This window comes from Kribbella sp. CA-294648 (assembly GCF_050943845.1).
In the GTDB taxonomy this organism is placed as follows: domain Bacteria; phylum Actinomycetota; class Actinomycetes; order Propionibacteriales; family Kribbellaceae; genus Kribbella.
Map to the genome: position 1 here is coordinate 5,767,028 of NZ_CP191981.1, position 26,207 is coordinate 5,793,234.

Consider the following 26,207-nt stretch of genomic DNA (forward strand, 5'->3'; position numbering starts at 1 on the left):
CGTCCGCAAGATGCGGTGGTCTGTGCGGCGCAAGAGGCTGGAGGCACGTCACCTTTGTTCCTTAACTCAGTTGTGCTCGGGCCCGCGTGTGCGCGAGCACGGTCACGGGACGACGACCGGGAATCAGTTCCCCGTCGGCGACGTAGCCTTCTTCGCGATCGGCCAGCGCATCGACCAGTAGTGCACGGAAGTGCTGCACTTCATCAAAGCGAGTCGGGTCGTCGATCAGGTTTCGCGTTTCCCGGGGGTCGGCCTCCAGGTCGAAGAACTGCTCGCGGCCCTTGCCGGACAACCAGATGTACTTGCGTTTGCCGTCGGTGATCCACTGCAGCGACTGTCCGAACATCGTGTGTTCGCCATGGAGGTGGTCACGCCAGCCTTCCGGATCATCCCCGCGCAAGAACGGAACCAGACTTCGTCCGTCGACGCCGGCCGGGATGTCCACGCCGGCCAGGTCGAGCAGAGTCGGCATCACGTCGCGCAACTCGACCACCTGGTCGATCACGGCACCGCGCGGCCCGTCGGCTGCGGCGGGGGCGGACATGATGAACGGGATGTGGGTGGATCCCTCGTACGGCTGGCTCTTTCGGTACATGTCGTGGTCGCCCATCATGTCGCCGTGGTCGGAGACGAAGACCACCGCGGTGTTCTCGCGCAGGCCCATCTCCCACAGCGCTTCGAGGAAGCGGTTGACCTGCTGGTCGATGTGCGACATGTGTCCGTAGTAGCCGGCCTTGGCACGGTGGTGGGACTCGGTGTCCAGCCGCCCGACGAAGGTGTCATGGGCGCCGTCGCGGCGCAGCCCGTCCCAGTCCGAGGTCCAGTCGCCGACCACCGGATCGGTCCGTTCGCCGTGCACGTACTGCTCGAAGGCCCACGCGGGCGGGTCCAGTGGTGAGTGGGGCCGGTGGAACGACAGATAGAGAAAGAACGGCGCGGTGGGGTCGCGTCGGTACAGCCAGTTGATCGCCTCAGTCGCGACCCAGGTGGTGGGATGCAACGACTCGTCCTTGTCCCAGGGACGAGCCACGATGCTGTTGCAGTTCAGGCCGTTGTCTGTGTAGTCCTCATCGCCACCGACCTTGCGTCGCAACCAGGGCAAGTAGTCGTCGATCTGCCGGAGGTCCTTCTGGTCGCGGCGGCGGGCAAAGTGCAGATACCCGTCGTGGAGGAGAACGTCGTCGAAACCGATCCGCGCGCGTTCGGGGTAGACGTGCATCTTGCCGATCGCCTGGGTCTGGTAGCCCGCGGTGCGAAGTTCCCTGGGCAGACTGACCGGGTGCGCACGGTCAAAGGGCACCCCGTCGTCGTAGCCGACCCGTCCGTGCGCCTCCTGCGACTGCCCTGTCATCAAGGCGACTCGCGCCGGTACACAGGTCGGCGTCGCGGAGTACGCCCGGCTGAACCGGGTACCGCGGGAGGCGAGGTCGTCCAGGTACGGCGTGCGGACGACGGGGTGGCCCGCGGCCGAGAGCGCGTCGCCCCGCCATTGGTCCACGCAGATCAGGACGAGATTCGGGCGGTCCACAGTCACTTCCTTCGTCGATGGTTCACTGGTTCGTCGCCAAGAGGCCTGGTCGTACCTCGGTGGTGCACCGACCAGTGGATGCGATGCACCCGCTGCGCGTCGGGTCCCATCGTCAATCGCCTCATCAACAGCTCAGCGACCTCGTCGTACAGCGCGTCGGCGCCGACCGAGGTCAGGGGTGGATCGGCACGGCGGCCCTCGGGCGTATTGCCGATGCCGACGATCTCGAACGCCGAGGGCACATCCAGTCCCCGCCGGTAACAGGCCCAGAGGGCACCGATCGCGCTCAGGTCGTTGGTCGCGAACAAAGCCGTCGGCGCATCGCGCCCGGCCAGCAGGTCCAGCATGTCGCGATAGGCCTGCTCCCGGCTGGCTCCTGTCTCGCGCACGAGGACGGCGTCGTACGGGATACCGGCCCGCTGGAGGCCCTCGCGATAGCGGCCGAGCCGCTGCCTGGACTCGGCATTCTCCGGGGCCCAGAAGCAGGCGATCCGGCGGTGCCGCGAGGTCAGCAGGTCCACCGCCTCGTCGACGGCCGGCTGCTGAACCTGTCGGATCAGATCCACACCCGGCAACTCGTCGTACTCGTCGCTCAGCAGGATGATCGACAGACCACGCTCTCCGAGCACCTGGAGCCGCTCGACCATCTCCTGCGACTCGGGCACGGTGGCAATGATTGCGCCATCGGCTCCCTGGCGGGACAGAAAACCGAGCCAGTCGCCGTCGACCAGCAGCAGCAATGTCATCCCAGCGGCCTTGCAAGCTCGCGTCAGCGAGGTCACCAGGGCCTGGGACCACGGCGATTCGACGGTTTCCAGGACCAGGCAGATCTGGTTCGTCCGTCCGGTTCGCATGCCCCGGGCGTTCTGGTTCGGTGTGTAGCCCAACTCCTCGGCCGCATCGAGAACGCGCCGGCGGGTCTCCGGAGTGATCTTCACCTTGGTGTCGGTGAGATCGCGGCGATTCAGCACGTACGAGACGGTCGCGATCGACACACCGGCGCGCTCGGCAATCGTGCGAATCGTCGGGCGTACTCCTGCCCTGTCCGCGCTGCCGACCATGGCCCACCTCAACTCCGTGTTCAAGATTCGGTCAGATGCTAAGCTCATCTCGTTTAAACCTTTAACCGCTCAGTGATGGACACCTTAACGGCATGGGTTGCCGCAGGCAAGTACCTGTTCACTGGATCGATGGGAGGACACGGCATGGCTTGGTTGGTGCTGGTGATCTCGGGTGTCCTCGAGGCCGTTTGGGCAACGGCGCTGGACAAGTCGGAAGGCTTTACGAAGCTCGGCCCGTCGGTCGTGTTCTTTGTGGCACTTGTCCTGAGCATGGGCGGACTCGCCTTCGCGATGCGTGATCTTCCCGTGGGGACGTCGTACGCGGTCTGGGTCGGCATCGGCGCCGTACTCACTGTTGCCTATGCGATGGCTTTCGACGGTGAAGCGGTGTCCGTACTGAAGGTGCTCTTCCTGGCCGGAATCATCGCCTGCGTCCTCGGCCTCAAACTGACCCACTGACTCGCTGAGCGAGTGGTCTCAGTGCGCCATGTGAGGAGGTCTGGTGGTGAGTGATCACCCTGAACCGACAACGGCTCGGATGTCGGCGCCGGACCCTGGGGGGCCAGATGGGCAACCTACGTGCTGTGCAGCACCCCGGGACGCGAAATCAGCAGTAGGACCCGCCTCGACAGCACCCAACGGCGCCGGCACCGAGACGCTCATCAACGTCAGCGGCAGGCCCGATGTCATCCAGCAGCCCGTTCCTCTGCCCGGTGGCGAGTTTCGGATGGGAGATCCGTTCGGCGAGGGCTATCCAGGTGATGGTGAGACGCCGGTGCACACCGTGCGGCTGCGGCCGTTCGCGGTCGACCCGGCCGCGGTGACCAACGCCGAGTTCGGTGCCTTCGTCGAAGCCACCGGTTACGTCACCGATGCAGAGAAGTACCGCTCCTCAGCGGTGTTTCATCTCGCCGTGCACAGTGATCCCGCCGACATCCTCGGACCGGCAGCCGGTTCGCCGTGGTGGATCAGCGTGCGTGACGCTTCCTGGCGACACCCCGACGGACCGCTGTCCGGTATCGACGACCGGCTCGACCATCCGGTAGTACACGTTTCACACCACGACGCGCTCGCCTATTGCCAGTGGGCCCGCAAGCGGCTGCTGACAGAGGCTGAGTGGGAGTACGCCGCCCGCGCCGGTCACGAAGGACGCCGCTTCGTGTGGGGCGACGACCTCACCCCGGACGACGAGCATCAGTGCAACATCTGGCAGGGCAGATTCCCCACGGTCAACACGCTCGACGACGGCTACCTGACGACCGCACCCGCAATCAGCTACGCACCCAACGACTTCGGTCTGTGGAACATGACCGGGAACGTGTGGGAATGGTGCGCAGACTGGTTCTCGCCGTACTACTACCGCCGATCCCCGATCGACAACCCGCCCGGAGCCCCGTACGGGCAGAACCGGGTCATGCGTGGCGGCTCCTACCTCTGCCACGACTCTTACTGCCACCGCTACCGCGTCGCCGCCCGCTCCGGCAACACCCCAGACTCCTCGTCGGCCAACCTAGGTTTCCGCTGCGCAACCGACCTCTGACCAATGCTGAATGGGCTCTGAGCAAGCTGGGTACGGGGCGCTGGTACTCAAAACGGAGGGGTGGAGGTGGACGCGATGGACGCCGAAGACCGGCTGGCCACGCTGGAATCGCTGGACGACACGGATCTGGTACTCGAGGATCCTGCCGAAGACGTCCGGGGAAAGCAGGTTCTCGACCACGATGGCGAGACCTGATCAAGCAAGACCCTGAGTACTTCACGGGCCTCTATGGCTACTACGGTCTTGTGCCCTATTGGATCCCGGCAGCTGACTCGCACCGCCGCCAGGGTCTACGCGACTAAGAACCCGCTAGCCACTGACGAAGCAAGGCCAGAAATTCGGCTGGCCGCTCCATCGAGGGCAAGTGGCCGGCGTCTGGCCAATCGACCCGGCTGGCTCCGGTCACGCCGTTGACCACCCGGCGGGCAGCATCATGGACCGTGTCGAGGTCCAGTCCGCCGACCAGCACCAGGGCAGGATCAACGTCGGCGGGCCCGCGCTGAGGGCCGTCCACCCACCACGTCAGGTTCGCTTCGACGGCGGCGTCCAGGTCCCCTTCGGCCAGTGCGACCGTTCAGCAGCGAAGAACGTCTTCAGATCACTCGTCAGCTCGGCGAGGAGTGATCCGGCTCGCAAGACGTAATCTCCAACTCGGCCAGGGTTTCCACGACATCATGAACCGCGACAGTTTCCCGCAGGCCGTTGCGCCGATTCGCCGAAGCCGCGGGGCAGACCAGCCCCTGACAGCTACGCAGATTCCAGTCTCTCGCCGCGGCAGCGCAATGAGACCGCCGTGGCAGAGGCCATCGCCAGGATGCATCGACCAAGGCGGCAAACTGGTGCGAATTGTTACTTACGCTAGTGACGCCGTGCCACTACGCCAGGCAGGAAGGAAGGTCGATGGCAGATCTGCGGAACGGCCACGTCGTCCCTCGCCCCCGCCTGCGGCATAAACGTTGCGGCCCTGACCAGCTTCTACCGGCGGTAGCCAATCGTTCCCTGCTCAAAGGATGAGTCATGCGTAAAGTCGTGTTGTATTCGTTGTTGTCGCTCGACGGTGTGGCCGAATCACCCGACGACTTCGTCCATGTGTTCGATGACGCGATGAGGGATCATCTCGCACGGGTGGTCGCAAGTCAGGACTGTGTACTCCTCGGCCGGCGCACCTACGAAGAGTGGGCCGGCTACTGGCCGACGTCGACCGAAGCGCCCTTCGCGGCGTTCATCAACGATGTAGCCAAGTACGTCGTCTGTTCAAGGCCTCCCGCCAGCGAGTGGCAGCAGTCCACGGTGGTGGATGGTCCAGTCAGCGATCTGGTGGACGAACTCAGGTCGCAGCCAGGCGGCGACATCGGCGTCCACGGCAGCATCGAACTCGCACGGTCGATGATCGAGGCCGAGCTGATCGACGAGTTGCGCTTGGTGGTAACCCCCGCCCTGGCCGGCAGCGGACGCCGACTGTTCGATTCCGACAGCGGCCGGCACCTCGAACTGATCGAGGCGGAACCAACCCCCTCAGGCGCGCTACTACTCGGCTATCGCATGCGCAGCCACGACTGACCAGTGCACATGTCAGGACACGGCACTGCTCTCGACCGGGCTAGTTCTTGCCTTGAGTTCGGCGTCGGTCTTGTGTCGCGGACCGATTTCTTTCCCAGATCACTCTCGATCTATCGAGTCACCCGAAGGATTTCTGCTGTAGCACCTATCCGCTGGCCGGTTGTCTCCGAAGTGCACCGCGCCAAGGCCGTCATCCTGGCGATGGGCTCCGGCTACCGCAAGCTCGGCCTGCCGGACGAGGAGCGGCTGTCCGGCCACGGCGTGTCCTGGTGTGCGACCTGCGACGGCTTCTTCTTCCGTCAGCAGGAGATCGCCGTGATCGTCATCCGGGACACCGTCACCGGCGAGACCCGCGAGCTGCCGATCACCGGACTGTTCATCGCGATCGGTCACGACCCACGCTCCGAGCTGGTCAAGGGCCAGGTGCGCCTGGACGAGGAAGGCTACGTCCTGGTCCAGAACGACAGCACCCGGACCAACCTGCCCGGTGTGTTCGCCGCGGGTGACCTGGTCGACCACACCTACCGCCAGGCCATCACGGCCGCCGGCACCGGTTGTGCCGCCGCCCTGGACGCCGAGCGCTTCCTGGCCGCCCTCGAATTCGAAGCAACCATCCAACCCATCTCCTGTGCAAGCAAGTCACCCCGATCCTCGAAGCCCTCGCCGAGGAGCACAGCGACAAGATCACCTTCCTCAAGATGAACATCGACGAGAACCCCGCCACCCCCGGCATGTACGGCGTCATCAGCATCCCCACCATCAACGTCTACCTGGGCGGCGAACTGGTCAAGACCATCGTCGGCGCCAAGCCCAAGGCCGCGCTGCTCAAAGACCTCGCCCCGTACGCCGACCTCGACACCTGACCCGCATCCTCAGCCGTTGCCCTGCGCAATGACCGACAGCTGATCCTCAACAAATAAAGCGTTTGACCCATCCGGCGTCAGCGCCGCCCCGAAGTACAGATGTCAGCAACCCTCCTCCACGCTTCAAGGAGACATCATGGACTACCACAGCGGCCTCAACATCGTCGTCGGCCTGTACGTCGAGATCAGCTCGCGCTGGAGCGGTCACGGCGGCTGGAGCCACGGCCTGTTCGGCATCTTCAACTGATCTGACACCCGCCACGGTCCGCCGCGCACGAGCGCGGCAGACCCGCACCACCTAGCACCACATGCTCTCCACCTACCCGTGGAGAGCATTGCTCTGTGACCTGTGCGCCGGGTACAGCATCGGCGCCACGCAGCGCCGACCCCAAGCAGCGTGCGACCTCTGCACCTGGCAGTCCGAGCAGGTCGGCCGTCGCCCGGTAGGTCAGCTGCCCATAGTGGGTCAGCGCCAAAGCCGCCCGCTCATGGCCGGCGTGAGCATCGCTCGCGTTCGGGCCGAGCACGGCACGACAGGTACCGCACACCACCAACTCCGACCCGCTCCGGGCCGGTCGACAAACAGGAGATGACAGCATGGGTATCGCAGACAAGGCCAAGAACGCCGCCGAAGAGCTTGCAGGCTAGGCCAAGTGGCCGTCGGCGGCCTGACAAACCTGGCCACTCCCGCTGATCTGCAGGCGGCGAGTGGTGCGTGGGATGGTCAAGGGGTGGTGTAGCGGGCTAGCACGTCGACACAGTGCCGGAACTGCGCCGGCGAAGCGGGGTTCTTCCACCCGAGTTTTTCGAGTGCCCAGTCGACGGCGAAGGCCGGCGTCCAGCCTGCATCGGCCGAGTCGGGATCAGCGACCCGCGCGTACCCGCGGCGTACCAGGTCCAATCGGTCGTGCAAGGGGTCGCCGGCATCCACCTCCCACTGGGCGAAATCGTAGGCCGGCGACGCGGCGCCGGCGAACTCCCAGTCGATGATTCCGGTGACCGTCCGGTCGTGGATCAGGATGTTCTTCGGGCAGAAATCGCCGTGGACGAGGGAGAACGGCGGCGCCGCGCGGGTCGTGACCTCTTGTCGCAGGAAGTCAGCACCGCGCTCGACGACGGCGGCTGCAGCCGGGCCGAGCGTTTCCCTGACGATACGGGCAATCCGGGTGACCTCGCGATCATCGGGCAACCTCAGGCCGTGGCGGATGCCTCGCTGGTCGTCCATGCCAACGCTGTGCACCTGGGCCAGAATCTCACCGGCGTCCATGACCAACCGCTCGAGATCAGAGACCGAAAGTTCGCCGGCGAGCTCGTCAAGCGAGCGGCCCGGCAGGAACTGCTGGATCGAGAAGGACAGCACCTCACCGTCATGATCCAGGTGCTCGAGGCCGAGTACCTCTGCTGTCGGCACGCCGACCGCACGCGCCCGCGCCATTAGGTGCGCCTCATCGACAAACCACGGAACAGGCCGATACGCGATCCGGACGACCACGGCGACCTCGTCGACGAACCTGGCGCAGTACGCCTCATTCATCCCTCCACCGGCAAGGGGAACAAGACACTCGACGTCGCCGGCGCACATCGACCTCAGCACTGAATCGATGATTGGGCGAGGCGTTGTCACCATCGCCCAAGTCTCACTCAACAATCCGCTGCGGGCATCTTCATTTCGAACGCTGACGACAGCGGGTCGGATGAAGTCAGCGAACTGCGGAAGGTGCAGCCCTCGCTGCAACGTCAGTGTCCGCGTCGGCCTCCCGCCCTGAGGGGATCCGATCAAGCCTGCTGGGCTCGGATCAGCGGTTCGGGTTCCACTTCCAGGCGCTGGCGGCGTTGTCGTTCGGGGAGGTGTTGCAGCCGTCGCGGCCGTCGCATTCGCGGAGGATCACTCGCACTGCGCCCACCGTCTGAGTGTCGTAGAAGCGGTAGTCGCCGTGGTCGACGTCGCCATCGCTGCAGCCTGAGGTGTCCGCGATGGGAGTGCGCTTCCACACGCTGAACGAGTTGCCCAGGCGCGTCTGGTACCAGATGTACGCACCGGCGCCGTCGCCGCCGCTGAGGCAGATGTCGGCCACCCGGGCGACGTGGACCGTGAACGACTTGGCTCCATGCCAGGCGACCCGGCCGCCGGCCTCCGCATGCCCCGGGAACTCCCCGCCGTTCATCGTCCTGATGTCGTACCCCGGCCCTTCCGGTACCTCCGGAACGTCGGTCGCCGTGGCGGCCGGCACGCCCGCAACGAGGCCGGACAGGCCGATGGTCCCGGCGGCCAGCAAAGACGCAATCCTCATCATTTCCTCCAGATGGATGTTCCGTGCCGGGTGGTCCCGGCGGGATGAGCATGTCGTCGTTCGCCGGACCGATCGTTCGAATTGATCGAATCCGATCACTCGCACCTGCTGAGCTTGCTAGCGTGCCGGGCATGGAATCCGGCCGTGAGCCACCCCGTCCGGGTTTGGTGCGCACGTACGACGAACTGGCCGAGCGCCTCCGCGCGCTCCGATCGTGGTCCGGGGCGTCGTACCGCGAGGTGCACCGCCGTACCGTCCGCGACCGGACCGGCCGCGGGGTGTCCGAGATCCCCGCGTACGCCACCGTCTACAACTGCTTCCAGCCTGGCCGGAGGCGGATGGACCCGGAACTGGTGGTCGATGTGGTTCGAGCGCTGGTCGACGACGACTCGGCCGCGGCCGAGTGGCGGCAGGTCTGCCAGGTAGTCGACCAGCGCGCCGCCGAGGCCTCCGTCGTGGACGTGGCTGCCGAGCTGCCGGCCGACCTGCCCCATTTCATCGGCAGGCGGACCGAGCTAGGCCGGGTACCGGCCGGCACCGAGACCGGGCTGGTGACGATCCACGGGATGCCTGGCTCGGGCAAGACGACACTCGCCACCCACATCGCCCAGCGACTGGCGCCCGGGTCACGCTTGTTCGTCGACCTGCGCGGCCATGATCCAGAGCGGCCACCGGCGGACCCAGCGGCAGTCCTGGGTGCCTTCCTGCGCCGACTGGGGGTACGCGGCAGCGAGATCGCGCCGCTTGACCTGGCCCGGCGTACGGCGATGTACCGCGTCCTGGTGGCGCGTTGCCGGACTCTGGTGCTGCTCGACAACGCGGGCAGCGAGGACCAGGTGGCGCCGCTGCTCACCGACGCGGATGGCTGTCTGACCCTGGTGACCAGCCGTCGACGTCTCGAGCTGCCGGGAATTACTCAGGAGATCGCGCTCGAACCGTTCGCTCCGGCGGAATCCGTCGAACTTCTGCGCCGTAGCGCCAGCGGTCGAGTCGATGCGTCGCCCCAACTGGCCGGCCAGATCGCGGATTTCTGCGGGCATCTGCCGCTGGCGGTCGCACTGATCGCCGGCTGGATGGACAACCGACCGGACTGGACTCTGTCCGACCACCTCGATCGGCTCGCGGAAAGACGCGGCGGCCTCCGTCTGGACAATGCGGTCGAGGTCGCGCTGGCCACGTCGTACGAGCGGCTGCCGGACGACGACCGGAGGCTGTTGCGGCTGCTGTCACTGCACCCCGGTGCGGACCTGGACGTGTACGCCGCGGCCGCGCTCACCGGCGGCGGGCTCAGCCGTACAAGCATGACGCTCGACCGCCTGGTGTCGGCCAGCGTGCTGCGGCGACCGACGACGGGCCGGTACGCGATGCACGATTTGGTCCGGATCTTCGCCTCCGACCGGGCTCGCGAGGAGGAGCGGCCGGCCGAGCGACGCTCGGCATTGCTCAAGCTCTACGACTACTACCGCCACTCGGCAAAGTGCGCAATGGTGCACTACGCACCCCAGGACCGGCACCGCCACCCGGAGGTACCTGCCCCGGACACACCCACGCCGGCGCTCAGCGACAGAGACAGTGCTTCCGCCTGGCTGGAGGCCGAGCGGGCCAACCTGCTGGCAGTCGCGAGCCACGCCAGCAGCAACGGGTCGGCTCAACATATCGTCGACCTGTCCATCTTGCTGTTCCGCTTCCTCGACGCTGCCGGGCACCACCAGGACGCCGCGATGGTGCACGGCCTGGCGGCCACGATCGCGGAGCCACCTGAGCGCGCTCGCGCACTGATCAACCTGGGCACCGCGTGCTGGCGGCTCGGCCGGTACGACGAGGCGCTGGCGCACAACCAGGCCGCGCTGGTCATCCACCGGGACATGGGCGACCGAGTTGGCGAGGGCATCGCCCTGACCAACCTGGGTGTGAGCTGCGGACGACTCGACCGCTTGCCGGAGGCGATCGAGCACTACCGGACCGCGATCGACATCCTGGCCACGACCGACGACCGTGTCACCGAAGGAGTGGCGCTCGGCAACCTCGGATACGCATTGGAGCGCAGCGGCCGGCTCGATGAGGCGCTCGAGCAAAACCTCAGACACCTGGAGCTCGCGAGAAGAATCGACGACCAGGCAGCCCAGGGAGTTGCTCTCGGCAACGTGGGCAGCGTTTACCAACGGCTGGGACGGCTTGAGGAGGCGTTGGCATACCACGAGCAGGCGCTCGCGCTCGCACGCCAGACCGGGTATCGCCTGGGCGAGCTCTCGATACTCAACGAGTTGGCGGCCGACCTGCACCTGCTCGGCCAGATCGACCGCGCACTGGAGACCTACTCGCTGGCCGAAGACCTAGCCGGCGCGCTCGACAATCCAGGTGAACTGGAGTGTGCGCGCGCCGGAATCGAGCGATGCCGACAGACCCTCGACCTGGAGCCCTAGCAGCGCACGGCATACTTGCCGTGCGGCGGATACTCCCGGGGTCGCCGGTCCGTGAACCGGTCCTCCGTCGGGTGCACCCGGTGATCGGCGTAGCTGTAGTAGGCCAACCGTGCGTAAGTGCGGCCCTCCCACTCCCAGTACTGCGTGCCGGGCACGTAAACGCTGCCATCGGTCGGCCGACGGAAGTGCGGATAGCCGATGAACATCCGCCCTACACCGTCGGTGCCCAGGTACTTGTCGTGGAGCATGCAGTTCCGTACCGTCGCCCGCCACCAGTCCGCCCACTGGTAACGGTCCTCGCCGGGGAGGTACCAACCTGTCCGGCCGAGGTCGCCGACGGTCTGACCGCAGAACCGGCGGATCGTCCCGTCCCGCTCGATCCGCTCCGGTCCACACGCCACGTAGGACTGGGCCTGCACTGCAGCGACCGAATCAGGTTGTACGCGGGCAACGGCAGTGGTGCCCGGCCCCGCGATCAGCGCCCCCAGAGTCGCGGTGGCTGCGATCAACCGCACGACGCGTCCAACGTGCTGTTTCGCGAACATCACATCTCCCCGTAAATCACCCGCACGAATGCGCCAGAGCTTAATAGGCTCAGAGGGCCACGCCTCACGCTAGCGGAAACCTCGTTGCGAGCGTCACGGACTGTTAGCCTCCGGCATGGAAGGTCGACAGAAGCGCAAGCCACTGCCGTACCGGGTGTTCGGGGTAGTCGTCATCGTCTACCTCGCCATCATCCAGGGCGGTGGGATCCTCGCGGACCACGTCGGCGACCATGACGGCACCACCACGACGACCGAAGGCGTGATCTACAACCTGTGGATCCCCCTCGGGGCGGCTCTCGTCTTCACCTATGCCGTCGTCGCCGTACTGGGCTGGTGGCGGCCAGTACTCCGCGACGACCGACCGGTACGGCGCTGGGTCTGGGTGATACCGATCATCTTCGCCCTGTGCAGCCTGGTCGCCATCGACTACGCCGCTCTCGGCGACAAGACGATCGGATACATCCTCGTACTGTTCATCGCTACTCAGTTCGTTGGGTGGGGAGAGGAAGGAATGTTCCGCGGCATCGGAGTCACCGCGCTCCGCTCCCACGGTTTGACCGAAGGCAAAGTCGCTTTCTGGTCCAGCGTCATCTTCGGCGCGGTACACCTGTCCAACGCTCTCACCCACGGTGCACAAGCCATTCCGCAGGCCCTCGCGGTCAGCTGCGCCGGCTACTTCTTCTACCTGACGCGACGCGTCGCCGGCACCAATGCCGTCAACTCGGTCCTGCACGGCCTCTTCGACTTCTCCCTCCTCACAGGCACCGTGGTTCTCGTCGACCAGCAGCCCTACGTCGGAGCCGCCGCCGCGATCCTGGCCTACCTCGTCGTCGCCGCTGTCCTGCTGGTCCGGCGACACCACATCGAGCCACTCGCACCGACGCCGGCGGCCGACTGATCTCCCCCGCCCCGCCGCCGACGACGACGACCTTGGTCGTCAGTCGATTGCCCGTCGACGAGGCCCACCGATCCGCCGGGCCCACGGCCACGAATGCTGGGTATGACGATCACCCGGCGCCACGCCCTGAGCTGGGGACTGGGCACAGTAGCGTTGATGACCGGCTGCGCTCGTGAAGCTGCCCCCAAGGGCCAGCCTGCCCAGCGGATCCGGTACGGCGGTGACGAATCGCAAGTGGCGGACCTCTATCTGCCAGCAGGTGATGGGGTCGTTCCGGTCGCCGTGGTGATTCATGGCGGGTTCTGGATGAGCCGTTACGGCATGGAACTCGGCAGGGGGCCATCTCGCCGTGTGGGCAGCAGGTCGCCCGAATCTGCCGTTGACCGCGCCAGGTGCGACTCCGAAGGTCATCCTCAAGGGAGCAGTCGCGACCGCGTCGTACCGCTCGGTCAGAGCCGGCGCTACCGAGACGCAGCCACCCAAGCCGGTGACGCTGTCACCCTCACCGAGCTCCCCGACGTCGGCCACTTCGAGCTGATCGACTCCGACCACGACGCCTGGCGCGTCTGCCGCGAAGAGATCGAACGGCTACACAGCAGGTAGTCGGTTCAGGCGGTGGGAGCTTGCAAGCGAGCAACAGTCTGCTGGTGGTGGTCGCCTGCGGCCAAGCGCGCTGCTACCCGGAGAGAGTCCAAGACGTAGGTGGGCGCGCGCAGGCCCTGCCGTTGAGCCCAGAGCAGTTCGAGTTCCAGCCGACCGATTTGCTCGGCGTACCTGGTCATTCCCCGCTCGCCGTCTGACGTGATGCCCAGATGGTGCATGACGTCGCCGAACTCGGCCCATTGTTGCTTGGTGTAGGCGCCGACCGGTTCGAACGTCTGCCGCCGCAGTGTCCTGACCAGCCACTTCTGCCACTGCGCCAGCTCGGACCACAACCCCTCCGCGGCAATCTTGTAATAGGCGAAGTGACCCGGCTCTTGACGCTTGATCGGCGCCACGACGGTTGAAGCAACAGCTCGCTCGCCAAGATCCATCAGCCCCAACTGAAGCCTGTTGTACGCGATGATGGCGGATCGCTCCGTCGCGGCGCCGGTGAGGTAATACATCATCCGGGTCACGTCCTGGACCGCGTTCAAGCGGCCGAGCGCACCAAGCACCCGGAAGCTGAACGACACATGGGTGAGGTCCGGCGTCGCCGGAGGCAGACCCGCCAGCGACTGCAGCCGATCCAGCAGCAACCCGTGATGGATCTCCTGCGGCAGCCAGACGTCGGCGTAGAAGTGCCGGTCGATCGGCGGCGGATCCGGAAGCAGCAAGTTGAGCTCGAGCACGTTCCGCTCGACCTCCAGCTCGACCCGTGACATATAGGTCAGCACCGGACCAAAACGCTCGGCGAGCACCCGTGGCCGCGCCATCGAGAAGTCGGCACTGTCCACCGGGATCGGCGGATGCTCATCAGCCATCCGCTCGACATGCTCAGCCAACCGCCGTGAGTGGCCCCGATCAGTCATACAAACCCTTCGTCACCGCACCCGCAGCGGATAGGTCCACCTCCATAGCCCGTCATTCAATGCCCGGAGCAACTACGCAGGGCAGCGCGAGGCGGGCCGGAAGCCCAACGCTTCCGGCCCGCCTGGCTGTTGCGGCCGGCGCGGGTAACCAGGGTGTAGCTGATCCCGTCGACCGCTCGGACTACGCCGCTGCGGGCTCGGAACTCGACTGCCAGTCGGCGTTTGGTGATGCTCCAGCACCGCGGCCGGCCCACCGGTCAGCACCGATACGTGGTGCTGGAGGTCGTCGACCGCGAGCCCGAGTCGATGATCGTCGTGTCCGGCCACGGCCGCTCGACGCAGTGGTACCGCAACGTCGTCGCAACGCCTCAAGTGCGAATCTGGACCGGCCGCAGGCAGAACGCGCCTGCTCGTGCCACACCTACCAGCCGTCGACGCACCATCGCGGCTGAGCAGCTACCGCAGCCGGCATCCACGTGCAGCCAAGGCGCTCGGCCGGACCCTCAACATCCCCGAACTGGTCGGCAATGCGCCCATACCGAGCGACATCGGTACCAGACTCGCCCTGGCACGCATCGACGTCGGTCAGGCAACGATCCACTGAGTCGTGGGCGCTATTTCAGATTGCGAAGAAACGCGAGGAAGGTCTGCCGGAAGGGAGAAGGTCGCGTCCCTTCCTTGTCGTACAGGACTTCCTGCGCGTGCCCTGAGCCGGCAGGCAGCAAGACCAGGCGCGATGCCTGAGTGGCCTTGTGCAGTGCGGTGATCTCGGCGACCGACGAGGCCGTGTCGTCCCGGGCCAAGACGTAGAGGACCGGCAGCCGCAGAGCGGGCGCAACCGAGGTAGCCGCGGCATTTCGCGCATCCGCCGTCCCGAGCGGTACGGCGAGATCTGCCGCGGACAGCGAGACCACGGCAGAGATCCCTGACTTCGGACGGGCAGCGGCAACCAGCGGAAGTGAACCGCCTGCCGATGCACCGACCACCACGACCTGCGTCGCCCCACGTTTGCGAAGCTCGGCAACCACGGAGACCAGATCATCCACCGGACGGGACTCTCCCACGCACGTACTCCCACCGACGCAACTCTGGTCATATCCGACGACATGATGGCCCGCCTGGGCCAGCCAGCCGATCTCCTCGGCCCAGTTGCACAGACCACGCGAGCCCGAACCATGCACCAGAACTACGCCAAGGCGCCCGCGCCCGGCACCGACGGCGTACAACTGCTCGTTGTCCGCGGTCTTGATAACTCGAGCAGCAGTACCGAGTTGGGCATCCGTCAACCCGCAACGCACATCCACCGGCTGCAGCCCGACACTCGGCGACGCAATCGATTCGGAGGCCGAGGTGCCTCCAGGGCTGGCCGACACTGAGGTTCGCGCTGACTCCTGACTGCCTGCTCCGTCCGGCGTCCCGCATCCAGCGACCACCAGAGCCAGGCCGCCCAAGACCGCCGTGGCTTTCACAACGAACGTAGACAAGGTGGTCCCCTCCCGAAGCAATTCACGCATCCTACAAGCGCGGCGAGCCGTGGATTTTCCGTCGCCGGCAAACTCTCATGACGAGGGACCAGCGGGGAGACGGTAGCCTTTCGTCGATCATCATGGGCGCGTGATCCATCTTCGACTGATCCTCCCGGCCGACTGCACCGATGCCATCGTCGACTCGCTCGTCGCCGATGATCGGGTCACCAACGTCGTCGTCATGCCCGCCGCCGCGAAGCGCCCGGCGGGTGATGTCCTGTACTGCGACGTCGCCCGCGAAGCCACGTCGGACATCCTCGCCTCATTGCGGGATCAAGGCGTCTATGACCGCGGCGCGGTTGCGCTCACGTCCGTCGACTCCTCGCCGTCGCGTAATGCCCGGGACACCGAACAGGCCGCTCCCGGTGCGCCGGAGGACGCCGTGGTGTGGGATGCCGTCGTCGACCAGGCGTACGCCGAAGCGCGTGGCTCCTGGGCGTTCTACGCCTTCCTCACCCTGGCCACCATGATCGCCGCGGTCGCCGTCATCAACGACTCGGCCATCCTGGTCGTCGGTGCCATGGTCGTCGGACCGGAGTTCGGCGCAGTTGCCGCATTGGCCGTCGGCCTGGCGCTGGGCAGGCCGCCGGCCGCAGGCGACCTCGCCTTGTCCATCGCGCTGTGGGCACCCCACCACATCGGCGGATCGGCCGCCCAGCTCGCCATCAACCTGATCGGCATGACAGCCGCCGGAATCGCGACCCTCCTGATCCACCGAACCCTGTGGCGCCGACTGATCAAACGCACCCCGACCCGCCCCGTGAACCAATCAGTCCAGGTCTGAACCCGCGGAAAAACAGCGCCGGATCGCTTGTCCGCGAGTTCAGTTCAGGTATTTGGCGCTGAACAGGCCGAGTGTCATGCCCGTCGCGATGAGGAAAGCGCCGAGCGCGATGCGGAAACGCAGGACTGAGATCAAGCCCGTGATGGTGGCAGCCATCAGTCCTGTGGGCACCGGCGCATTTTAGCCACTCTATATAGGGGTTTGAGAGTTTCTCACAGGGTTCTACAGCGATTTGGCGAAGACCCTGAGGCGATGCATCCTGGCTCGCGTGACCACCTCAGACGACTCCACACCCGAGTCGAAAGACTCACCGCCAGAGCGGTACGCCGTACCGGTCACCAACCAAACCTCATCGCAGGCCTCATCACACCGGCCGACTACCTCTCCGACCCAACCCTCATTGCCCCACTCCGCGAACTGGAAAGCCAAATAGCCCAGCGCGCCACCTGGCTAGCCGTCAAGGTCAAGGCTGAGAGACCGGCCTGGTACCAACCGATCCCACACGAGCTGCTTGTCGAAGTCGCGGCCTATCGAGAGCGTTACGACATCAAGAGCCGAGCACTCCTGGGTGACAATCCACCGGCAGACGCCTTTGTACAGGCTGCTCACTTCCGACGCCTGAGCATGCGCATCCAGCATGCTGGATTGCCTGGCGAGGTTGCGAAACCGGATGCGGTCAGCGCCCAAGCGGAGCGAGAGGCTCCTCACGATCACGAAACGGTCGCCCTAGCTAAGAGCAACTGTACCTTCGGCGCGAACATTTGGTTGTCAGCAGATGCCACCTGTCGATCCCCGAACCGGCGGAACTGACTGCCGCCAACCCACAGGGCTGCCGGGCGTATCAAGGGGTTGGCGGTTCATGGTCATCTGCAAGTTTCAGCGGCGGCCTGAGGCCGTCAACGACCCCGACTCCGGCGTCTGGGTGAGTGGTGGTCGGATCCCATGTCCGGACGCTAGCAAGCGCGTGGATCGCCGCTGATCGGATTCGATCAGATCAGCTGATCCGGACAGCGTCACTACGGCAAGCTCCAGCCGCAGGGGGACCTTCTTCGGCACGAGTCACCCAACTGGAGGAACGATGAGGATTGCATCGGTGCTGGCCGCCGGGGCCCTTGGCCTGGCTGGCCTGACCACGGCGATGCCTGCCGCGACGGCATCGCCGGGCTTCGACATCCGCTCGCAGAATGGGGGCGAGTTCGCGGGGCACGCGGAGGCGGGCGGCCGGATCGAGTGGCACGGGGCCAAGTATTTCACGATCCACGTTGCCAGGGTGGCTGACATCTGCCTCAGCGGCGGCGACGGCGCTGGTGCGTATGTCTGGTACCAGTACCGCATCGGCAACTCGTTCACCGAGTGGCGGTGGACGGACATCGCGGACACCACTGGGTGCAGCGACGGCAAGATTGACAAGGGCAGCTACCCCATCCGCAGCAGCCAGACGGTGGGCGCGGTGCGGGTGATCGTCCGGGAGTGCTCAGGCCGCGAAGGCTGCAACACCTCACCCAACGACAACGGCTTCAGCGACTGGAAGTGGAACCCGAATCGCTGAGTGCGCGACCTGATCCAGATGCCTAGTTGGAGAGGTCGAACGCCACCCAGAAGCGGTCGGTCGCTGGTGGCCGTCCGTGATCTGTTGGGGGTTCGCTTGGCGGTGAGTGTTGCGGGTGACGTAAGCGGTGCGGGTACCGCACGATCAGCGTCTTCATTGCCCGGCCTGATGGAACCTACGCGCTCGGCCGCCCCGCCCGGTCTGCGCCACCACCGGGCGGGGACCCAAGCGCGGACCTGGCCGGCCGAATGAAATTCAAGGTTCGACGATTACGATCGGAGCACCCGGATGAGAGGAGCACCACCATCAGGATCCGACGCGTGAGAACGGCTCTTGCCGCAACCGCGCTCATCGCGACGACGCTTGTCGCGCAAGCACCAACCGCGCAGGCGGCGGTGATCAACCGCCCGTTCGACATGGAGACGATCGCGGGCCCCGTGCCGCCCGACGGCTCGGCCCGGATCAAGGGATCATTGGCCTGGCACGACCAGACGAAGGTTGTCGCCACCGGCTGGATCGACGACCGATGCCCGGCTGACGGCTACGGCGCATACCTCTACGCCCAGGTCCGCTACATGAACGGTGATGCCAACAACCGGGGCACAGTCGCCAAAGACACTCGTACCTGCAATGCGACCGCCCACCTCCCACTCGTCTTCTTGCCGGTCGTGTTCGACTCGACACGATGGATCAAACACATCAGGCTCTGCGTGGCCGAGTACGACATGTACTTTGCACGCCATGGTGACAGGATGTGCGAGAGCTTCCACAACCCGCACACCTGATCGAACTTCGGCTCAGCGAGTGGCGACAAGCAGCCGGGCTTGACGGCCACCGGTCGCGGGTCGTCGTACGCCGCCGGCACAGAGCGGTCCATCGCACCGCGGCCACCAGTCGGCCGACGTGAGTACCGGCGCCGAGAGCGGGAACCCGTTGTCGTCCCGGCCTGTGGAGAGCACCGTTGCGGGCGCGCCCCGGGACCGGCAAACCAGGTTCCGGTGCGCCGCTGGGTCGGCGATCCCACACCACTTCGCAGCACTGACGGCAAGGCAGGCGACAGCAACTGAATGGCGGCGTCTGCGAAAACACGAGCGCTTACAGCCCTCGGCCCTGCGTGAACATGCAACGCTCACGAGCGAAGGTCGATCAGGTCAGGCTGCTGCGCATCGGGTCGTGTTTGCGGCGCTGTCATGAGTTAAATGCTCCAGCCGGCTGGCCCCCGACTTACCCACTTCAAGGCCGGCTCGACTCTGCACACCGCACTCAGCACCCCCAAAGTTCCCCGGCAGAAAGGGTCGGGTTCGGTCACCCCGGCACAGCGTAAGCGGACTTTCCGGTCAAGTGCCGGAGTCCTTTCCTGGTACCGACCGCGGCCAGACGGTTGTACGGTCGCCGACCTATCCGAAGATGAAGCAGCAGACGGAGGAATGGCAATGAAACGTCCACGAAAAGTGGCGATGGTCGGAGTCGCGGCGATCGCAGCCCTGACGATGCCGCTGGTCGTCATATCCTCAGCCGCGCCGGCGGCTGGAACGTCCGCAGCAACGACGGTGGCGAGTCGGCCGGCCGCGGACGTGGCTGCTGCGGTGACCTATGCGCCGCAGTCCGGCCCGATCGGCCAGCACCCCACAGCGACCGGGGCACAGTCGAGCCCGATCCGTCGCGCCATCCTCGACAACATCGCGCACACCCCGCAACAGCAGACGATCCGGGTGGTGGCCTGGAACTTCGACGACCAGGGGATCACCACCGCGCTGATCAACGCGCACCGGCGCGGAGTTCACGTGCAGGTTCTGGTATGGGAGAGCAACTGCGGTAGCGGGACGGTCCAGCTGCGGGCTGTCCTGGGGGGTGCCGGTGACGCGAGCTTCTTCAAGTGCATCCAGAACTCCGCCCGCGGGCCGGAAGGCAAGGGCCAGTTGCATCAGAAATCGTTCACGTTCTCCCGAACTGGTACCGCGAGCCATGTTTCGCTGGTGACGTCGTACAACCCGACGGAGCACGCGAACAAGAACCAGTACAACGTCGCCTTTCAGTTCGTGAACAACCAGACCATGCACGACGACCTGAAAATGCTGTTCGTCCAGCAGACGGCCGATCAGCCGCGCCCGGCCCGGTGCCAGACTGCCGCGCCCAACGACGGCAGGCTCTTCCAGCACTTCTTCAACAGCGGCTACGGCCTGATGGCCTACCCACTGGACTGCATAGCCGAAGATCCCGTCATCACCCGCCTGCGAACGATCCCCAACCCCGACCATGCGGTGATCCGGGTGGCGACCTCGGGCTTCACCAACGAGCGAGCCCGGCGGATCGCGGAGGAACTGGTGCGGTTGCGTAAGGCCGGCGCCTGGGTCAAGGTCATGCACACTGCCGGTACGGGACCGGTGGTGGAGGACATCCTCGACCGCGGCGGGGTCACCCGGCTGGACACGCAGACCTGCGGCGGCACTAACGACATCAGCTTCAACCACTCGAAGATGCTGTTGGTGAGCTACCTGTCGGCCGGGACGCGGAGCTACCGAAGCTGGGTCGGGTCGGACAACATGGCCGACTCCTCGATCAACTCCGACGAACTCATGGTCCAGGTTCCTCAACTGGCGCACTACGAGGCTCTCACTGACTTCTTCGACTTCACCTGGCAGCGCGAAGCCGCACAGTGCTGAGCTGTCAGCGGCCCGCCGACGCCTGCACGGCAGACAAGCCGCGGCGCCTGCTGGCCGCTGACCCGCGCCACAGCGAACTGCTCTCTGGAAGTACGGGCAGATCTCCCAGCACGAGGCGGCCCGAGCCACCCGGCTCCTCACTGCCGCAGCCCGGCAACCAGTCCCGGTCCGCTCAGCCGTGGAGAAGATCGCCGACACCCACGTCTTCATGCGCGACCACAGCACGGGCACACGGTCACAGACGTGCGGCGCTGTAGCGTGGCCAGCGAGTCGTTTCCGGACCGTTGCTCCATGCGGTCCGGCCGAGGCCGGCTCATTTCCTGAGTAGAAGGCACCGCCGCGCATCGCACACGCGCGACGGTGCTTTCGACGTTCACGGCGCGCTGTCGCGAGGTTCTGGGTGGGCCGACTTCGCATCGTGCGGGGGCCCGCACACCTTGTCTGAGGCTGTCAGGATTGAGGGGCGCCTGAGGACGTGACAGGGGTTCAGTCAAGCCGTTCAATGGTTGTCATCGTCAACAACCGGACCGGCAAATTCAGCGGCCCGACAGCTTGTTGGCGTACGTGGTGATCACCGGAGCCGCGGTCGGCGCCGCCGGGCGATGGATGACGACATCGAGGTTGCCCTTGGCACCCACCGTCACCTGCCGCTCGATCACGACTTACCCGCCGTCTGTGGCAGTGATCTTGCGCGACCCGGCCGCCACCGTCAGCGGCTTTCCGGCGGGGCTTGAGGCCGTCCCAACGAGGTCGCCAGACAACAGCGATCCCAGCACTCTAGGACCCACAAACCCGTTGTAGATAAGGCTATTTGAGTTCAGTTGACGTCTTTCCAAGCAACTTGCGGGCGATGATCAGTTGCTGGATTTGTTGGGTGCCTTCGAAGATGTCGAGGATTTTGGAGTCGCGGGCCCACTTTTCGAGGAGTTCGTGTTCGGAGTAGCCGAGGCTGCCGGCTAGTTCTACGCAGCGGAGGGTGATGTCGTTGGCTGAGCGGCCGGCTTTGGCTTTGGCTATGGAGGCTTGCAGCGAGTTGGGTTGGGAGTTGTCGGCCATCCAGGCGGCTTGCAGGGTCAGCAGATAGGCGGCTTCCCAGTCGGCTTCCATTTGCAGGTACGACGCCGCGGCGGCCGGCTGGAGGTGGATCGGGCGGTCGTAGTCGATCTCGACGCCGGCATCCGACAGCAGGTCGCGGGTCACCTCAAGCGAAGCGCGGGCACATCCGACGGCCATCGCGGCGACCAGAGGACGGGTGTTGTCGAAGGTCTGCATCACGCCCGCGAAGCCTTTGTCCGCGTCGATCTCGGGACTGCCCAGCAGGTTCTCGGCGGGCACCCGGCAGTTCTCGAAGTGGATCGTGGCGGTGTCGGACGAGCGGATGCCGAGCTTGTGTTCCAGCCGTTCGACCGTCATCCCCGGCGTGTCCTTGAAGACGACGAAGGACTTGATCGCGGCGCGGCCCAGTGCCTTGTCCAGCGTCGCCCAGACCACGACCGCGTCGCAGCGGCCGCCGGCGGTGACGAAGATCTTCTCGCCGTTGATCACGTAGTGGTCGCCGTCGAGCCGCGCCGTCGTCTGGATGTTCGCCGAGTCCGATCCACACCCCGGCTCGGTGATCGCCATCCCGGCCCACACTCCGTCGAACCGCTGCAGCTGCTCGTCCGAGGCCACCGACGCGATCGCCGAGTTGCCCAGCCCTTGCCGTGGCATCGACAGCAGCAGCCCGACGTCACCCCAGCACATCTCCATGATCGACAACACCGACGACAGGTTGGACCCATTCTTGACCTGGCCGCCATCTTCAGAAGCCTCAGTACGCCGTACGCCGCCAGCCCCGGCACCCGAACCGGTGCCTGAGGCACCCAATCCGTCGACCATCGCCGCGAGCATGTCCAGCTCCTTCGGATACGCATGCTCGGCCAGGTCGTACTGACGTGAGTTCGGTCGCAACATCTCCGCCGCGACCTGATGCGCCTGGTGGACGAACGCGCGGAACTTCCGCGGAGTCTCGAGATTGATCATCAGACCAGCACCGCACCTTCCATCACGCCGATGGCCCGCAGGTCGCGGTACCACCGCTCCACCGGGTGCTCCTTGACGAACCCGTGCCCGCCGAGCAGCTGCACCCCGTCCGTCCCGATCTGCATCCCCTTCTCAGTGCACAACCGCCGCGCCAGCGCGACCTCGCGAGCAAACGGAAGCCCTTGCTCTGCACGCGATCCGGCCCGATACGTCACCAGCCGCATCCCTTCCAGCTCGATCGCGATGTTCGCCACCATGAAGGCCACCGACTGCCGGTGGCTGATCGGTTCACCGAAGGCGGTCCGCTCGTTCACGTACGGCGTGACATAGTCGAGCACCGCCTTCGCAGTGCCGAGCGAGAGCGCACACCACCCCAGTCGCGACAGCCGGACGCACTCAAAGTAGTCCTCGAGCGTCCCCAACTGCACCGCCGGTACGTCGTCCAGCAGCACCCGGCTCAGCGAGGCCGCCCGCAGACCCATCGAGGGTTCGGCCTCGATCGTCACGCCCGGATGCCCCGACTCCACCAGGAACAGCGCCGGCCCTTGATCCTCGAGCTGAGCCGCGATCACGAACACCTCAGCCTCCGCACCACGCGGCACCAAAGACTTGACCCCGTTGAGCAGATGACCAGTTCGTTGCCGCGTCGCTCTGGCCTTCAACGCGAAAGGATCGAACAACGCCCGCGGCTCGACGATCGCCAGCGCGGCGGCCGGCACCGATTCGCCGGTGAAGGCCGGCAGGTAAGTCGCCTGCTGCGTCTCATCACCCCACAGCGAGATCGCCGTGCTAACCGCCGCCGGTGCCAGACACGCGACCGCCTGACCCATGTCGCCATGCGCCATCGCCTCGGCCACCAGCACTCCGGTCATCGCCGACCGCTCGCTGACGATCCCACCAAGCTCTTCCGGTACTTCGATCAAACTCAACCCGAGCTCAGCAGACTGCGCGAGCACCTTCGGATCCGTAGCACCGGCGACGTCAGCCTCGGCCGCGGCCGGCCGCAAGACCTCTGCGGCAAACTCCGCGACGACCCCGACCACCATCTGCTGGTCCTCGGTCGGAGTCAGGTCGAACACCCCGGTGCCCCTGGCCGCGGGCAGCCGTGAGGGTTGAGCCAGCTTGCTCGCCGCCGTGAAGCTGCGCGACAGCGCTCCGGCCGTGCGGAACCCGGTCTTGGTCGCCTCGAAGACCACCCGCTCGGTCTGCTTGCGCAACCCGAGCCGGTCGATCGCCCGGAACTTCGCCAGCCGGTTCAGCAACGCGACGCCGACCCCGATCGGGTCCCACCGCCGGCCGGGCTTCGCGCTCTGCTGGATCACCATGCGGCAACTGTAAACTGAAGTTACAACTCAAGTCACGCATGAGCTGGCTCACCCGACCGTCCCGACGGACAGGTAGTGCACCCCGATACGCCGTACACGGCCTCAGCCGCAGGCTCAACCGCCCTACCCGCGCGGCGCTACATCCTGTCTCTCCGCACACCCATCCGCCTTCGCCACCAGGTAGCGCTGCTCCGGCAACGACGTGGTCCGGCGCGCCGCCGCGAGATAGTGCTCGCGCGCTTCCGCGAACTTGCCGAGGCGCTCGAGCAAGTGCGCCCGTACTGCGTCCAGCCGGTGGTTGTCCGCCATCCGGTTGTCACCGTCCAGCGTTCCGAGCAGTTCCAACCCGGCCGCCGGCCCTCCGACCTGAGCCAGCGCGATCGCGCGGTTCAGCGTCACCATCGGATTCGGCGCGACCGTCTCCAGCAACTGGTAGAGCGCCAGGATCTGCTCCCAGTCGGTCTCGTCAGCACTCGCCGCCTCGGAGTGGACCGCAGCGATCGCGGCCTGCAGCTGATACGATCCGACCTCCCCCTGCGCCAGCGTCCGCAGGATCAGCGCAGCACCTTCCTCGATCGGCTCCCGCAACCACAGACTGCGGTCCTGCTCATCGATCGGAATCAGGCTTCCATCCGGCTTGGTCCGAGCCACCCGCCGCGCGTCGGTGAGCAGCATCAGCGCCAGCAGCCCGGCAACCTCACCCTCGTCCGGCAGCAACTGGTGCAGCATCCGCGTCAGCCGGATCGCCTCAGCCGTCAGCTCGACCCGCTGCAGCTCGGCCCCCGAACTAGCGGTGTAACCCTCGTTGAAAATCAGGTACAGCACCTGCAGTACGACGCGCAGCCGGTCCGCACGCTCCTCCTCAGGCGGCAGCACGAACCGCGAGCCAGCCGCTTTGATGCTCCGCTTCGCCCGGCTGATCCGCGGCGCCATCGTTGCCTCCGGCACCATGAACGCTTTGGCGATCTCAGCCGTCGTCAGACCGCCGACCGCCCGCAGCGTCAACGCGACCTGCGAGGCCGGAGTGACGGCGGGATGACAGCACAGGAACAGCAGCGTCAGCGTGTCGTCGGACTCCGGCGGCTGATCCTGATCGGCACCAGGCGCGACCAGTTCGTCGACACCGGCCATCGCCGCCACCGAGTCCTCCCGGCGACGCCGCGCGCTCTCACTCCGGAATTGGTCGGTCAGCTTGCGAGTAGCGACCGTGATCAGCCAGCCCCGGGGATTGGCCGGTACGCCGTCCGCCGGCCACTGCGTCGCAGCCGCCAGCAAAGCTTCCTGTACTGCGTCCTCGCACAGGTCGAACTGCCCATGCCGCCGAGCCAGAAACCCCAGCACCTGCGGGGCCAGCTCCCGCAACAGCCCCTCGACCTGCTCGCCACTCATCAACCCAGTCCCTTCAACCCCGCCACCTCATCACAGCCTGCCGATTCAAGGCGTCGCGGGTGGCGTGGAAATGCCGTGTTCGATGGTCTGCAGGATCGTCGCGGGTGCCGACAGCCGGGGCAACGCGCCTTCGTCGACGGCCTCCCAGCCGATGTAGACCATCCACCAGAACATCCGGATGATCCAGTCCACCGACAGTGAAGCCGCGAAGACCCCGTCGCGTTGCCCCCGCAGGATCAGCTCCTCGATCGGTTTGCCGATCTCGTCCAGTCGCTCGAAGAACTGCTTCACCCGCTCGTCGGTGTCCGGAGCGTTGAAGGTCGGCTCGTTGAACAGGAAGAAGATCCGCGGTCCGAGTTCGAAGTACCCGGCGGCCAGCCGGTGCAGCGCCTCCCGCGGGGTGCCCTGGTCGAGCGCCGCCTCGGTGATCACCTTCTCCACCGCGACCAGGACGTCCTGGGCGATCGCATGGACCAGCTCGGCGCGATCCGCGAAGTACCGGTGCAAGGTACTGCGGGCGACGCTCGCCTCGGCCGCGACGTCGCCGAGCGAGGCGGTCCGCCGCTGGCTGAAGACGACCACCGCGGCATCCAGGATCGCTCTGCGGGTCCGGCTCCGGCTCCCCGACTCGACCGTGTCAGTCATGCCCAGACCTTACCTCGGTAGGTCTGCGTTGATTAATAATAGGACACCAGTGTCCCATTCTGTTACCTTGATGATTCAGCACCA

26 protein-coding genes and 2 pseudogenes are annotated in these 26,207 nt (G+C 66.0%); 15 read left to right on the forward strand and 13 right to left on the reverse strand.

Annotation, left to right across the window (positions count from 1 at the left end; all coding sequences use genetic code 11):
• Window positions 1-61 precede the first annotated feature (61 nt).
• The gene (locus ACQPYM_RS27235) at window positions 62-1,528 is read right to left on the reverse strand and encodes an arylsulfatase (protein ID WP_433005690.1); all 1,467 of its coding nucleotides are present in this window, start codon (window positions 1,526-1,528) and stop codon (window positions 62-64) included.
• Window positions 1,529-1,530: 2 nt separating this feature from the next.
• Window positions 1,531-2,589 (reverse strand): LacI family DNA-binding transcriptional regulator, encoded by a 1,059-nt coding sequence (locus ACQPYM_RS27240; protein WP_433005693.1) that lies wholly within the window; start codon window positions 2,587-2,589, stop codon window positions 1,531-1,533.
• Between the two features lie 144 nt (window positions 2,590-2,733).
• Between ACQPYM_RS27240 and ACQPYM_RS27245 the strand changes: the two genes are divergently transcribed.
• The 6 genes and pseudogenes from ACQPYM_RS27245 to ACQPYM_RS27270 all read left to right on the forward strand — a co-directional run bounded on the left by ACQPYM_RS27245 (window position 2,734) and on the right by ACQPYM_RS27270 (window position 6,552).
• Window positions 2,734-3,048 (forward strand): DMT family transporter, encoded by a 315-nt coding sequence (locus tag ACQPYM_RS27245; protein WP_433005696.1) that lies wholly within the window; start codon window positions 2,734-2,736, stop codon window positions 3,046-3,048.
• A 268-nt stretch (window positions 3,049-3,316) separates the two neighbouring features.
• The gene (locus ACQPYM_RS27250; RefSeq protein ID WP_433005699.1) at window positions 3,317-4,129 is read left to right on the forward strand and encodes a formylglycine-generating enzyme family protein; all 813 of its coding nucleotides are present in this window, start codon (window positions 3,317-3,319) and stop codon (window positions 4,127-4,129) included.
• Window positions 4,130-4,562: 433 nt separating this feature from the next.
• Window positions 4,563-4,772, forward strand: a complete 210-nt coding sequence (locus tag ACQPYM_RS27255; protein WP_433005702.1) for a hypothetical protein — start codon at window positions 4,563-4,565, stop codon at window positions 4,770-4,772.
• Between the two features lie 374 nt (window positions 4,773-5,146).
• On the forward strand, window positions 5,147-5,689 hold the full coding sequence (locus ACQPYM_RS27260; protein WP_433005705.1) for a dihydrofolate reductase family protein: 543 nt from the start codon (window positions 5,147-5,149) through the stop codon (window positions 5,687-5,689).
• Between the two features lie 171 nt (window positions 5,690-5,860).
• Window positions 5,861-6,391: pseudogene (locus tag ACQPYM_RS27265) on the forward strand (NAD(P)/FAD-dependent oxidoreductase); the annotation flags it as partial.
• Window positions 6,373-6,552, forward strand: coding sequence for a thioredoxin domain-containing protein (locus tag ACQPYM_RS27270; RefSeq protein WP_433023393.1), 180 nt, complete (start codon window positions 6,373-6,375; stop codon window positions 6,550-6,552). The pseudogene ACQPYM_RS27265 and the gene ACQPYM_RS27270, both read left to right, overlap by 19 nt.
• A 724-nt stretch (window positions 6,553-7,276) precedes the next feature.
• Here ACQPYM_RS27270 and ACQPYM_RS27275 read toward each other — a convergent pair.
• Entirely contained in the window at window positions 7,277-8,086 is an 810-nt protein-coding gene (locus ACQPYM_RS27275; protein ID WP_433005708.1) for a phosphotransferase family protein, read from the reverse strand.
• 262 nt (window positions 8,087-8,348) lie between these two features.
• On the reverse strand, window positions 8,349-8,843 hold the full coding sequence (locus tag ACQPYM_RS27280) for a hypothetical protein (RefSeq protein ID WP_433005711.1): 495 nt from the start codon (window positions 8,841-8,843) through the stop codon (window positions 8,349-8,351).
• Window positions 8,844-8,974: 131 nt separating this feature from the next.
• Here ACQPYM_RS27280 and ACQPYM_RS27285 point away from each other — a divergent pair, with 131 nt between their 5' ends.
• On the forward strand, window positions 8,975-11,266 hold the full coding sequence (locus ACQPYM_RS27285) for a tetratricopeptide repeat protein (protein ID WP_433005714.1): 2,292 nt from the start codon (window positions 8,975-8,977) through the stop codon (window positions 11,264-11,266).
• On the opposite strand, the gene ACQPYM_RS27290 is transcribed toward ACQPYM_RS27285, so the two are convergent.
• Window positions 11,263-11,811, reverse strand: a complete 549-nt coding sequence (locus ACQPYM_RS27290) for a hypothetical protein (protein ID WP_433005717.1) — start codon at window positions 11,809-11,811, stop codon at window positions 11,263-11,265. The two genes, ACQPYM_RS27285 and ACQPYM_RS27290, sit on opposite strands and share 4 nt — an antisense overlap.
• Window positions 11,812-11,926: 115 nt before the next feature.
• On the opposite strand from ACQPYM_RS27290, the gene ACQPYM_RS27295 reads away from it, so the two are divergent.
• Window positions 11,927-12,709 carry a CPBP family glutamic-type intramembrane protease gene (locus ACQPYM_RS27295; RefSeq protein WP_433005720.1) on the forward strand — a complete coding sequence of 261 codons (783 nt, stop codon included), beginning with the start codon at window positions 11,927-11,929 and terminating at the stop codon, window positions 12,707-12,709.
• Between the two features lie 102 nt (window positions 12,710-12,811).
• Window positions 12,812-13,312 carry a hypothetical protein gene (locus tag ACQPYM_RS27300; RefSeq protein WP_433005723.1) on the forward strand — a complete coding sequence of 167 codons (501 nt, stop codon included), beginning with the start codon at window positions 12,812-12,814 and terminating at the stop codon, window positions 13,310-13,312.
• Window positions 13,313-13,317: 5 nt separating this feature from the next.
• Here the strand turns inward: ACQPYM_RS27300 and ACQPYM_RS27305 are convergent, their stop codons facing one another.
• The gene (locus ACQPYM_RS27305) at window positions 13,318-14,220 is read right to left on the reverse strand and encodes a GTP-binding protein LepA (protein WP_433005726.1); all 903 of its coding nucleotides are present in this window, start codon (window positions 14,218-14,220) and stop codon (window positions 13,318-13,320) included.
• Between the two features lie 228 nt (window positions 14,221-14,448).
• On the opposite strand from ACQPYM_RS27305, the pseudogene ACQPYM_RS27310 reads away from it, so the two are divergent.
• A pseudogene (locus ACQPYM_RS27310) lies at window positions 14,449-14,592 on the forward strand (nitroreductase family deazaflavin-dependent oxidoreductase); the annotation flags it as partial.
• 40 nt (window positions 14,593-14,632) lie between these two features.
• On the forward strand, window positions 14,633-14,824 hold the full coding sequence (locus tag ACQPYM_RS27315) for a hypothetical protein (protein WP_433023517.1): 192 nt from the start codon (window positions 14,633-14,635) through the stop codon (window positions 14,822-14,824).
• A 10-nt stretch (window positions 14,825-14,834) separates the two neighbouring features.
• Here ACQPYM_RS27315 and ACQPYM_RS27320 read toward each other — a convergent pair whose 3' ends face one another.
• The gene (locus tag ACQPYM_RS27320) at window positions 14,835-15,524 is read right to left on the reverse strand and encodes an alpha/beta hydrolase (protein ID WP_433005729.1); all 690 of its coding nucleotides are present in this window, start codon (window positions 15,522-15,524) and stop codon (window positions 14,835-14,837) included.
• A 310-nt stretch (window positions 15,525-15,834) separates the two neighbouring features.
• Here ACQPYM_RS27320 and ACQPYM_RS27325 point away from each other — a divergent pair, with 310 nt between their 5' ends.
• Window positions 15,835-16,530, forward strand: a complete 696-nt coding sequence (locus ACQPYM_RS27325; RefSeq protein ID WP_433005732.1) for a hypothetical protein — start codon at window positions 15,835-15,837, stop codon at window positions 16,528-16,530.
• 39 nt (window positions 16,531-16,569) lie between these two features.
• Here the strand turns inward: ACQPYM_RS27325 and ACQPYM_RS27330 are convergent, their stop codons facing one another.
• Complete coding sequence (locus tag ACQPYM_RS27330; protein ID WP_433005735.1) at window positions 16,570-16,701, reverse strand: hypothetical protein; 132 nt, start codon at window positions 16,699-16,701, stop codon at window positions 16,570-16,572.
• Window positions 16,702-17,608: 907 nt separating this feature from the next.
• Between ACQPYM_RS27330 and ACQPYM_RS27335 the strand changes: the two genes are divergently transcribed.
• From ACQPYM_RS27335 to ACQPYM_RS27345, 3 genes are all read left to right on the forward strand, one after another.
• Window positions 17,609-18,079, forward strand: a complete 471-nt coding sequence (locus ACQPYM_RS27335) for a hypothetical protein (protein WP_433005738.1) — start codon at window positions 17,609-17,611, stop codon at window positions 18,077-18,079.
• 320 nt (window positions 18,080-18,399) lie between these two features.
• Complete coding sequence (locus ACQPYM_RS27340; RefSeq protein ID WP_433005741.1) at window positions 18,400-18,864, forward strand: hypothetical protein; 465 nt, start codon at window positions 18,400-18,402, stop codon at window positions 18,862-18,864.
• A 648-nt stretch (window positions 18,865-19,512) separates the two neighbouring features.
• Entirely contained in the window at window positions 19,513-20,742 is a 1,230-nt protein-coding gene (locus ACQPYM_RS27345) for a phospholipase D-like domain-containing protein (protein ID WP_433005744.1), read from the forward strand.
• A gap of 536 nt (window positions 20,743-21,278) precedes the next feature.
• Here the strand turns inward: ACQPYM_RS27345 and ACQPYM_RS27350 are convergent.
• The 5 genes from ACQPYM_RS27350 to ACQPYM_RS27370 form a co-directional block, all read right to left on the reverse strand.
• Window positions 21,279-21,401 (reverse strand): hypothetical protein, encoded by a 123-nt coding sequence (locus ACQPYM_RS27350; protein ID WP_433005747.1) that lies wholly within the window; start codon window positions 21,399-21,401, stop codon window positions 21,279-21,281.
• Window positions 21,402-21,549: 148 nt separating this feature from the next.
• The gene (locus ACQPYM_RS27355; protein WP_433005750.1) at window positions 21,550-22,764 is read right to left on the reverse strand and encodes an acyl-CoA dehydrogenase family protein; all 1,215 of its coding nucleotides are present in this window, start codon (window positions 22,762-22,764) and stop codon (window positions 21,550-21,552) included.
• Window positions 22,764-24,089 (reverse strand): acyl-CoA dehydrogenase family protein, encoded by a 1,326-nt coding sequence (locus tag ACQPYM_RS27360; RefSeq protein ID WP_433005753.1) that lies wholly within the window; start codon window positions 24,087-24,089, stop codon window positions 22,764-22,766. Before ACQPYM_RS27360 ends, ACQPYM_RS27355 begins: the two co-directional genes overlap by 1 nt.
• Window positions 24,090-24,212: 123 nt before the next feature.
• On the reverse strand, window positions 24,213-25,478 hold the full coding sequence (locus ACQPYM_RS27365) for an RNA polymerase sigma factor (RefSeq protein ID WP_433005756.1): 1,266 nt from the start codon (window positions 25,476-25,478) through the stop codon (window positions 24,213-24,215).
• A gap of 45 nt (window positions 25,479-25,523) precedes the next feature.
• On the reverse strand, window positions 25,524-26,123 hold the full coding sequence (locus ACQPYM_RS27370; protein ID WP_433005759.1) for a TetR/AcrR family transcriptional regulator: 600 nt from the start codon (window positions 26,121-26,123) through the stop codon (window positions 25,524-25,526).
• Window positions 26,124-26,207: the final 84 nt, after the last annotated feature.

Bases quoted from the DNA above. Each gene is read 5' to 3' on its own strand.
- ACQPYM_RS27365 (WP_433005756.1), bottom strand. From the start codon at position 25,478: ATGAGTGGCGAGCAGGTCGAGGGGCTGTTGCGGGAGCTGGCCCCGCAG.
- ACQPYM_RS27255 (WP_433005702.1), top strand. From the start codon at position 4,563: ATGGACCGTGTCGAGGTCCAGTCCGCCGACCAGCACCAGGGCAGGATC.
- ACQPYM_RS27300 (WP_433005723.1), top strand. From the start codon at position 12,812: ATGACGATCACCCGGCGCCACGCCCTGAGCTGGGGACTGGGCACAGTA.
- ACQPYM_RS27295 (WP_433005720.1), top strand. From the start codon at position 11,927: ATGGAAGGTCGACAGAAGCGCAAGCCACTGCCGTACCGGGTGTTCGGG.
- ACQPYM_RS27250 (WP_433005699.1), top strand. From the start codon at position 3,317: ATGGGAGATCCGTTCGGCGAGGGCTATCCAGGTGATGGTGAGACGCCG.
- ACQPYM_RS27280 (WP_433005711.1), bottom strand. From the start codon at position 8,843: ATGAGGATTGCGTCTTTGCTGGCCGCCGGGACCATCGGCCTGTCCGGC.
- ACQPYM_RS27275 (WP_433005708.1), bottom strand. From the start codon at position 8,086: ATGAATGAGGCGTACTGCGCCAGGTTCGTCGACGAGGTCGCCGTGGTC.
- ACQPYM_RS27290 (WP_433005717.1), bottom strand. From the start codon at position 11,811: ATGTTCGCGAAACAGCACGTTGGACGCGTCGTGCGGTTGATCGCAGCC.
- ACQPYM_RS27355 (WP_433005750.1), bottom strand. From the start codon at position 22,764: ATGATCAATCTCGAGACTCCGCGGAAGTTCCGCGCGTTCGTCCACCAG.
- ACQPYM_RS27245 (WP_433005696.1), top strand. From the start codon at position 2,734: ATGGCTTGGTTGGTGCTGGTGATCTCGGGTGTCCTCGAGGCCGTTTGG.
- ACQPYM_RS27260 (WP_433005705.1), top strand. From the start codon at position 5,147: ATGCGTAAAGTCGTGTTGTATTCGTTGTTGTCGCTCGACGGTGTGGCC.
- ACQPYM_RS27285 (WP_433005714.1), top strand. From the start codon at position 8,975: ATGGAATCCGGCCGTGAGCCACCCCGTCCGGGTTTGGTGCGCACGTAC.
- ACQPYM_RS27345 (WP_433005744.1), top strand. From the start codon at position 19,513: ATGAAACGTCCACGAAAAGTGGCGATGGTCGGAGTCGCGGCGATCGCA.
- ACQPYM_RS27335 (WP_433005738.1), top strand. From the start codon at position 17,609: ATGAGGATTGCATCGGTGCTGGCCGCCGGGGCCCTTGGCCTGGCTGGC.
- ACQPYM_RS27240 (WP_433005693.1), bottom strand. From the start codon at position 2,589: ATGGTCGGCAGCGCGGACAGGGCAGGAGTACGCCCGACGATTCGCACG.
- ACQPYM_RS27370 (WP_433005759.1), bottom strand. From the start codon at position 26,123: ATGACTGACACGGTCGAGTCGGGGAGCCGGAGCCGGACCCGCAGAGCG.
- ACQPYM_RS27305 (WP_433005726.1), bottom strand. From the start codon at position 14,220: ATGACTGATCGGGGCCACTCACGGCGGTTGGCTGAGCATGTCGAGCGG.
- ACQPYM_RS27360 (WP_433005753.1), bottom strand. From the start codon at position 24,089: ATGGTGATCCAGCAGAGCGCGAAGCCCGGCCGGCGGTGGGACCCGATC.